This window comes from Hymenobacter agri (genome assembly GCF_054778495.1).
On sequence record NZ_BAAGZM010000332.1, the window covers coordinates 1 to 7,155 of the forward strand.

General features: G+C 61.5%; 8 protein-coding genes and 1 pseudogene. 4 read left to right on the plus strand and 5 right to left on the minus strand.

Annotated features, from left to right (window positions below; translation table 11 throughout):
- Positions 1–1,491 (plus strand): transcription termination factor Rho (gene rho, locus ACYVDE_RS14995; RefSeq protein WP_460502350.1); only part of this gene is annotated, 1,491 nt, incomplete at its 5' end.
- 382 nt (positions 1,492–1,873) lie between these two features.
- Positions 1,874–2,536, plus strand: a complete 663-nt coding sequence (locus ACYVDE_RS15000; RefSeq protein WP_460502351.1) for a DsbA family protein — start codon at positions 1,874–1,876, stop codon at positions 2,534–2,536.
- Positions 2,537–2,688: 152 nt separating this feature from the next.
- Here ACYVDE_RS15000 and ACYVDE_RS15005 read toward each other — a convergent pair whose 3' ends face one another.
- From ACYVDE_RS15005 to ACYVDE_RS15020, 4 genes are all read right to left on the minus strand, one after another.
- Positions 2,689–3,321 (minus strand): hypothetical protein, encoded by a 633-nt coding sequence (locus tag ACYVDE_RS15005; protein WP_460502352.1) that lies wholly within the window; start codon positions 3,319–3,321, stop codon positions 2,689–2,691.
- An 82-nt stretch (positions 3,322–3,403) separates the two neighbouring features.
- Positions 3,404–4,279 carry a UbiA family prenyltransferase gene (locus ACYVDE_RS15010; RefSeq protein WP_460502353.1) on the minus strand — a complete coding sequence of 292 codons (876 nt, stop codon included), beginning with the start codon at positions 4,277–4,279 and terminating at the stop codon, positions 3,404–3,406.
- A gap of 92 nt (positions 4,280–4,371) precedes the next feature.
- Complete coding sequence (locus ACYVDE_RS15015) at positions 4,372–5,154, minus strand: class I SAM-dependent methyltransferase (RefSeq protein ID WP_460502354.1); 783 nt, start codon at positions 5,152–5,154, stop codon at positions 4,372–4,374.
- Positions 5,155–5,221: 67 nt separating this feature from the next.
- On the minus strand, positions 5,222–5,701 hold the full coding sequence (locus tag ACYVDE_RS15020) for a hypothetical protein (RefSeq protein ID WP_460502355.1): 480 nt from the start codon (positions 5,699–5,701) through the stop codon (positions 5,222–5,224).
- A 304-nt stretch (positions 5,702–6,005) separates the two neighbouring features.
- Here ACYVDE_RS15020 and ACYVDE_RS15025 point away from each other — a divergent pair, with 304 nt between their 5' ends.
- Entirely contained in the window at positions 6,006–6,251 is a 246-nt protein-coding gene (locus tag ACYVDE_RS15025; protein WP_460502356.1) for a hypothetical protein, read from the plus strand.
- A 97-nt stretch (positions 6,252–6,348) separates the two neighbouring features.
- Here ACYVDE_RS15025 and ACYVDE_RS15030 read toward each other — a convergent pair whose 3' ends face one another.
- Complete coding sequence (locus ACYVDE_RS15030) at positions 6,349–6,891, minus strand: hypothetical protein (protein ID WP_460502357.1); 543 nt, start codon at positions 6,889–6,891, stop codon at positions 6,349–6,351.
- A 28-nt stretch (positions 6,892–6,919) separates the two neighbouring features.
- On the opposite strand from ACYVDE_RS15030, the pseudogene ACYVDE_RS15035 reads away from it, so the two are divergent.
- Positions 6,920–7,155, plus strand: a pseudogene (locus tag ACYVDE_RS15035) (hypothetical protein); the annotation flags it as partial.

Below are 7,155 nucleotides of genomic sequence, written 5' to 3' on the forward strand. Positions count from 1 at the left end.
GACCGGTTCGAGCGCGACAACCGCGACGTGCGCGATAACCGTGGCGACCAGCAGGCCCGCGCCCCGCGCCAGGACCAGCAGCTTCGCGAAAACCGCAACGACCAGCCCCGCCAGCAGGACCAGCCCCGTCAGGACCAAGGCCAGGGCCAAAACCAAAATCAGGGCCAGCCGCGCAATGACCAGCCCCGCGGCGACGGCAGCAACAACCAGAGCCTGACCCGCGAGGAGCGCTACGCCCAACGCGAGCTCCAGCGCCAGCAGCGCCGCCAGAACCCCGACGGCTCGCCCCGCACCGACCAAGGCCAGAATCAGAACCAAGGCCAAAACCAGGGCCAGCAAAACCAGAATCAGCAGCGCCCCCAGCGCCAAGAACTGGATTTGGTGGTGCCCGGCGGCGGTACGTTCGAGCTGATGCCCGACGGCGGCTACGGCTTTCTGCGCTCTCCCTACTATAATTACCTCAGCTCGCCCGACGACATTTACGTGTCGCCGCAGCAAGTGAAACAGTTCGCCATGAAGGCCGGCGACACGGTGGTGTGCAGCATCCGGCCGCCGCGCGAGGGCGAGAAATACTTCGCCCTCGTGAGCGTGGAGAGCATGAACGGCCGCACCGTAGAGGAAGTCCGCGACCGGGTGCCGTTCAGCCACCTCACCCCGCTCTTCGCCGACCATCGCCTGAAACTCACCACCAAGCCCACGCAAATCAGCACCCGCGTGCTCGATTTGTTTGCGCCGATTGGTAAGGGCCAGCGCGGCCTGATTGTGGCCCAGCCCAAAACCGGCAAAACGGTGCTGCTCCAGGAAATCGCCAACTCCATCGCCGAGAATCACCCCGAGGTGTACCTCATGGTGCTGCTCATCGACGAGCGCCCCGAAGAAGTGACCGACATGGCCCGCACCGTGAAGGCCGAAGTGCTCAGCTCGACCTTCGACGAAACGGCCGACCGCCACGTGAAAATTGCCGAAATGGCCCTCGACAAGGCCCGCCGCCTCGTGGAGTGCGGCCACGACGTGGTGATTCTGCTCGACTCCATCACCCGCCTGGCCCGGGCCTACAACACGGTGCAGCCCAGTTCGTCGCGCATCCTCTCGGGTGGTATCGACGCCGGCGCCCTGCAGAAGCCCAAGCGCTTCTTCGGCGCGGCCCGCAACGTGGAAGGCGGCGGCTCGCTCACCATCATCGCCACGGCCCTCATCGAAACCGGCTCCAAGATGGACGAGGTTATCTTCGAGGAATTCAAAGGCACCGGCAACATGGAACTGCAGCTCGACCGTAAGCTGGCCAACAAGCGCGTGTTCCCGGCCATCGACATCCCGGCTTCGGGCACGCGCCGCGAAGACCTGCTGATGAGCAAGGACGAGCTGAATCGCGTGTGGGTGCTGCGCCGCTTTATGAACGACATGAGCGCCACCGAGGCAATGGAGTTCCTGAAAGACCGCATCAAAGGCACCAAGGACAACGAGGAATTCCTGCTCGCCATGAACGGTTAAGCCGCGAATTTCCTCCGCAAAAAAGCGCCCGCTGCACGTTGCAGCGGGCTCTTTTCGTTGGCACCGATTCTACGGCTTGCTAGTATAAGATTGTTAACGCATTGGGTGATAATTGTCCAGTTTGACAACTGAATGGCAGTATGCGCTGATAAATAAAAAAAGCCCGCTAATATAACTCAGCGGGCTTTTTGATAAAATATCGATATGCAACAGGAATAAGTGGCGTTCTAAAAATTGTCCACTAAGTATGCGGTAGCTGTCGGGAGGCTAACTGGTATCGGAATAAATAAATTCACACTTTCGGCGAAAAGCGCCGATTTATTTTTTGAACTGCCCGGCTGCATCGCGAAGGCTACTTTTGTGCGACTATTTTTCCGCGCCAATGACTCCCGACTTGCCCGCCAACCTGCCCGAACTACTTTACCTCCACGACCCGCTCTGTGGCTGGTGCTACGGCACGAGCCCGGTCATCCGGCAGGTGCAACAGGAATTCGCCGGCCGGCTCGACGTTTCGGTGCTGTGCGGCGGCATGGTGATAGGCGACGACGCCGGCCCCATTGCCGAAACCTGGGACTACCTGCGCCAGAGCCTCGGCGAAGTGGAAACAGTAACCGGCGTGCAGTTCGGTGAAGCCTTCCGCGCGCTGGGCGAGGCCGGCACTTACCGCTACGACTCGGAGCCGCCGAGCCGGGCCATCGTGGCCTTCCGCCACCTTACGCAGGACCCCGCCCGCACCGTAGCTTTCGCCCACGCCGTGCAGCGAGCCCTGTTCCGCGACGGCCACGACCTGAACGCTGCCGCCACCTACGCGCCCCTTCTAGCTGAATTCGGCCTCGATGCGGCAGAATTCGAACGCCGCTGGGCTGCGCCCGAAACGGCGCAGGCGGCCCGGCAGGAGTTTGCGGCCGTGGCGCGCATTGGTGTGCAGGGCTTTCCCACGGCCGTGGTGCGGGTGGGCGAGCAGGGCTACGTGCTGGCCCGTGGTTACCAGCCCTACGAGCAGCTGCGCGCTGGCCTGGAGCAACTGCTGCGCGAAACGGCGTAGTGTAACTTGGTAATAAAAGAACGTCATGCTGAGCGCATGAGCGCAATCGAAGCATCTCTACCGCAGCAGTAATTCATTTACTCTCGCGGTAGAGATGCTTCGACTGCGCTCAGCATGACGTTCTTTTCTTGGGACTACAAACTTAAAGGACGCTACTGCACGCGCACCGTCTGCTTTTTCGTTGGCGACCAGGCAATGATGCGGCGGGCTTCCTTGCCTTTTAGGTACTCGAAACCGATAGCATCGGGGCGCTTTTGCAGGTCGGTCCAGGTAGCGCGGTCGAGGTTTTCGATGCCGTCGGGGAAAGTGGCTTTGGCGGCTACGGCCGGCGTGCGAAACTGCGACGGCAGAAAGAATCGGTCGATGCGGCGTAGCACGAAGGCTTCGCGCTCGGCGCGGGTGGCGGTGGGGTTTTTCATCTCGTACACCAGCGCGGCTTCGAGGTCGGGCTCGGTCAGCATTTCGCGGAAGATGACCTGGCCGCTGGGGTCGGTGATGGTGAATTCGCTGGTGCCTTCGAGAATGGACGGGCCGCGGAACACCAGCCGGAACAAGTCGGCCGGGCCCTTGGGGTTGCTGAAGTTGTGCCGCGCGCGCACCTGCCGCAGCGTATCGCTCACGGCCGAAACGGCTTTGGTGGCAGCCGTATCGGGGGCGGGCAGGGCCTGGGTGGTGTCGGATGTCGCCGAGGTAGCCGTGGACGCGGCCGAGCCTTCGTTTGGAGTTGACGGAGATGAATTACAGGCTGCCAGCAGTGGCAGGAGCAGAAGCCAGGATTTTTGCATGGGTGTCGGGATTATGTAAGCAGAACCGCAGCCAGATACGTGCGGCCCGGTAGCTTTAGTTACCCGTTGGCCCAGCGGTTGCCTACCGCCACAGCAGCATGGCGATGAACGCCGCACTCAGGCATAGCGACGAAACCTGGTTCAGGCGCATGGTGTGTTCGAAATCGGCTGCACGCTCATCGTGCCACACGGCCCAGGCCCAGCGGCCGAACAGCGCCACCACCGGCCCGGTAGCCACCAGAAAAATCAGCAGCGGACGGATTTCGTGGCGCAGCCAGTAGGCCAGGCCCAGCGCGCCCGCGCCCGCCAGTAGCCCCACGGCCGCGAAGATGAACGTGCCCCGAATACCCAGCCGTAGGCTGAGTGTGCGGTCACCGCGCCGGGCATCTTCTTCGTGCTGATACACTTGCGTGAGCGGGTAGGAGCCGCATAAAAACAAGGTGCTCACCAGCGCCAGCAACAGATTGGTTTTCTCGAACAACTGTGCCGACGTAGCCCCGACGCCCACTTGCGTCATCAGCAGCGTGAAAGCTCCTTGAAATATGACAACAACCAGCGTGCTCAGCAGCGGGTATTTTTTCAGCCGGATGCCTTCGTAGCTGTAGGCTTTCGATACCAGCAGATATACCACCACCAGCGCCGCAAACGGCCACGAAAGCAGCGCCGCGCCGGCTACGGCCAGCGCATCGAACAGCCACACCAGGTGCAACAGCTCGGGCGTGACTTTGGGCGGAGCTTTGAGACCGCCGATGCTGCCTTCGTCGCGGTCGTAGTAGGAGTTGTAGCCGTTGGAAGCCGGGTAGGCCAGCAGGTGCAGCACCACGAACACGCCCACCGCCCGCCACTCGCTCCAGGGCCCGCGCAGCGCACTCAGCCCAAACCAGAACACCGGCATCAGGTACACCGAAAACGGAATCCGCAGCAGCGGCAGGGCTTTTCTATACGTAGCAATGAGCATGTAGCGCGGACTTTGTAGTCCGCGTTCCCGCGCCGGTCGAAATCATGCATCCGGTGCGCGAACACGGACTGCAAAGGTGGCGCAACTTCGCGCTATTTCGGCCAGCCGATGAGGTAGGTTACCTGTGGGCCCCACCAATGACGTTTTTTGCCCGCCTGCCAGGCAAATGTGCCTTCGGGGTCGGCGGCGCGGGCAAGGGCCTGCAGCTCATCGGTGGAGTACATGCGCAGCACCGACACGCAGCCATCCCAGATGGTGCAGAGCGGAATCAGTGGAATCAGGTACGTAAATACCAGTCGGCTCAGCCGGAAGGGCCGGAAAAAGGGGGTGAGCAGCAACTGCGCCACCGGTAGCACCGTGAGCGCCAGCAGTATCTCGGCCCAGTGCTTGCCCGCGCCCTCAAACACCCCAACCCCGGAATTTGCCCGCACGGCATCGCGCAGCAGGGCCGTAGCTGCCTCGGGCGGGAAGTGGTGGAAGGCCGAAAAAATGGTGCGGAAACCCGTCAGGTGCGGTGGTACGGCCAGCGCATCTACCGGCGCGGGTTCGTAACCGATGGCACCGTGGGTGCGCTGGGCAATGTCGGCCCAGGCGGCAGGCTGTGGATACAGGTCGGTGAGGGTGATGGTGGCCGCCAGCCCCTGCGCTTGCAAGGCGGCGAGCACGGTTTCGGTGCCCCCGCCGGCGCCGGCGCCCAACTCGAGCACGCGGGTTTGGGTGGTGTGGCGCAAGCCCTCGGCCAGGAGTAGGGCAATAGGCCGGTAAGTACCCAGCGCCGAAATCATGAACCGCAGGTAATCCATCATACCCGCGCGGATAACGGGCGGAAACCAGGGCAAGTCTTCAAATTCAAACAATCGGAGGCGGAGGCGCATGGTTGCTCTACGCAATATCCTCCTCCGCCTGCTATGCGGCGGCCGGCTTTTCGTGCCGCTCCAGGTGCTAGGCTAGCATAGAGCGGCGCGACGGCCGGGGCTGCCAACTCAGCAGCAGGGGCGCGGCTTGCCGCTGCTGCACCCGCTGCGGCCGATATACCCACAGGGCTGCCACCAATGCCGTGCCCAGGTAGGGCCACGAAAAATGCAGTAGGCTGCTAGCCGGTCCGATGGGCAGCAAGTGCAGCAGGGTAAAATTGCCCAGCGCGAATACGAGCAGCACGGTTGCCAGAGCTACCAGCCGGCAGCGCCAGTTAACGCATTGCTGCTGGGCCATCACAAAAAGCGGAATCGCCAGTGGTACCGTGGCCAGCGATATCAGCGCGGCCATCAGGCCTATTACCAGCGGAACCGCAAAATCTTCGGGCGAATAGCGGCAGAAGTCCAGCACCAGCCAGGTGGTACCACCCAGGTTGCTCAGCAGCCAGATGGTGAGCGTGCGTCCGGCTACGGAAGGTTGGGCGACGAGTTGAGCAGAAGTAGGCATAATAGTTAACGGGTTAGCATGAGTAAACTCCCGGTTTGAGGGGGCGGCAGAAACGCGACCAAGGCTCATCTGCAAGCCCCTCGAGGAAGTTGATGCAGCTACGGGCCTCTGATAATGAGCGGATTGCGAAAAGAATGATTATATTTTTGAGACAAAATATTCCCAAAATGAATTCTGCCAAATCAACGTTGGCGAAGGCATAGCTATTTGACAATCAAAGTAGAGTTGCAGCGGAAACGACTATTTGAGGCGCCCGCTGGCATGCCGTTCCGGTTTCGGGAATCGTCATTTCCATGTAGAGGGCGTGGCTTCGAACAACGTCGCCATCAATGCCCCGGCTCCCCATGGCCATAGCCCGCCCGGCCCCGGCCACGAGCGTAGCGGCCAGGTAAGCAGCACACCCACACCAAAAACCACCAGCGTGCAGCTCAAGGCCCACGGCAGCGCTGGCTTTTGCAGCGGGCGCCGGGGCCAGTTCACCAGCCACCAATGCAGCGGCCTCAGCCCCGCCGATACCACCGCCGCCACCGCCGCTGAAGCCGCCAGATAACACCAGTCGCTAAAGTGCACCAGGCCGTTGGCCAGCGCGTAGCAGGCGCTGCCGAGTAGGAGGGAGCACAGCCACTGGCGGCCCGGCGAGTTTTTCTTCACGCTACCAGTTCGTTTGCTGAGTCAGGGCTTTGCTCATCGGTTTCGGCTGGCCTGAACAACTCCTGCCGGTACACAATGGCCGCCGCCCCCAGCGCTGCCAACCAATATGCCCACCCGCCCAGATACAGGACGCCCAGAAGCGAAAAATCATCATCGGCGCTTATGCCAGCCGCAAACGCCACCAGCACGAACAGGCCAGTGAGTACCGAACCCGTCGCGAGCAGCCGGGGCCAATAGCCGATAATCGGCAATAGCCACCGGAAAAATAAGTAAATCAGCGGTACTATCAGCAGCGAGGGCACGGCTGCAAACAGCCCCACGAGTAAAGCGATAAACCCAATATCGGAGCCAGTTGAGCGGTTGTTGTAGTCGAGCGCCACTAGCATATTCAGCGAGATAAAAGCGCCGACAAACCCTCCTGCGTTCGTGTAGAACCACAGCAGAAAGGCCCGACTCCAAGTGCTGCCGGCAATCATTGATTCAGTCATCTGAAAAAGAAAAGGAAGTGCTGTGGCAAAAATATCAAAAGTTTTCTTCAACTTTGTATCACAAAGCACTTCGATACTTATGAAGCCCGCCGCCACGTCCGACCCGCTTGCTCAACTCACCGAAATCCGCGCCATTATGGACCGGAGCTCCCGTTTCCTGTCGCTCTCGGGCCTGAGCGGGGTAGGGGCGGGCGTGGTGGCACTGCTGGGCGCGGCGGCCGGCCACTTCTACCTGCAAAGCGAGTTTCCGGATGGTTACCTGCGGCTGCTCAGCGCCTCGGCCCAGGAGCGGCAGGCGGCGCTGCCAGCGCTGCT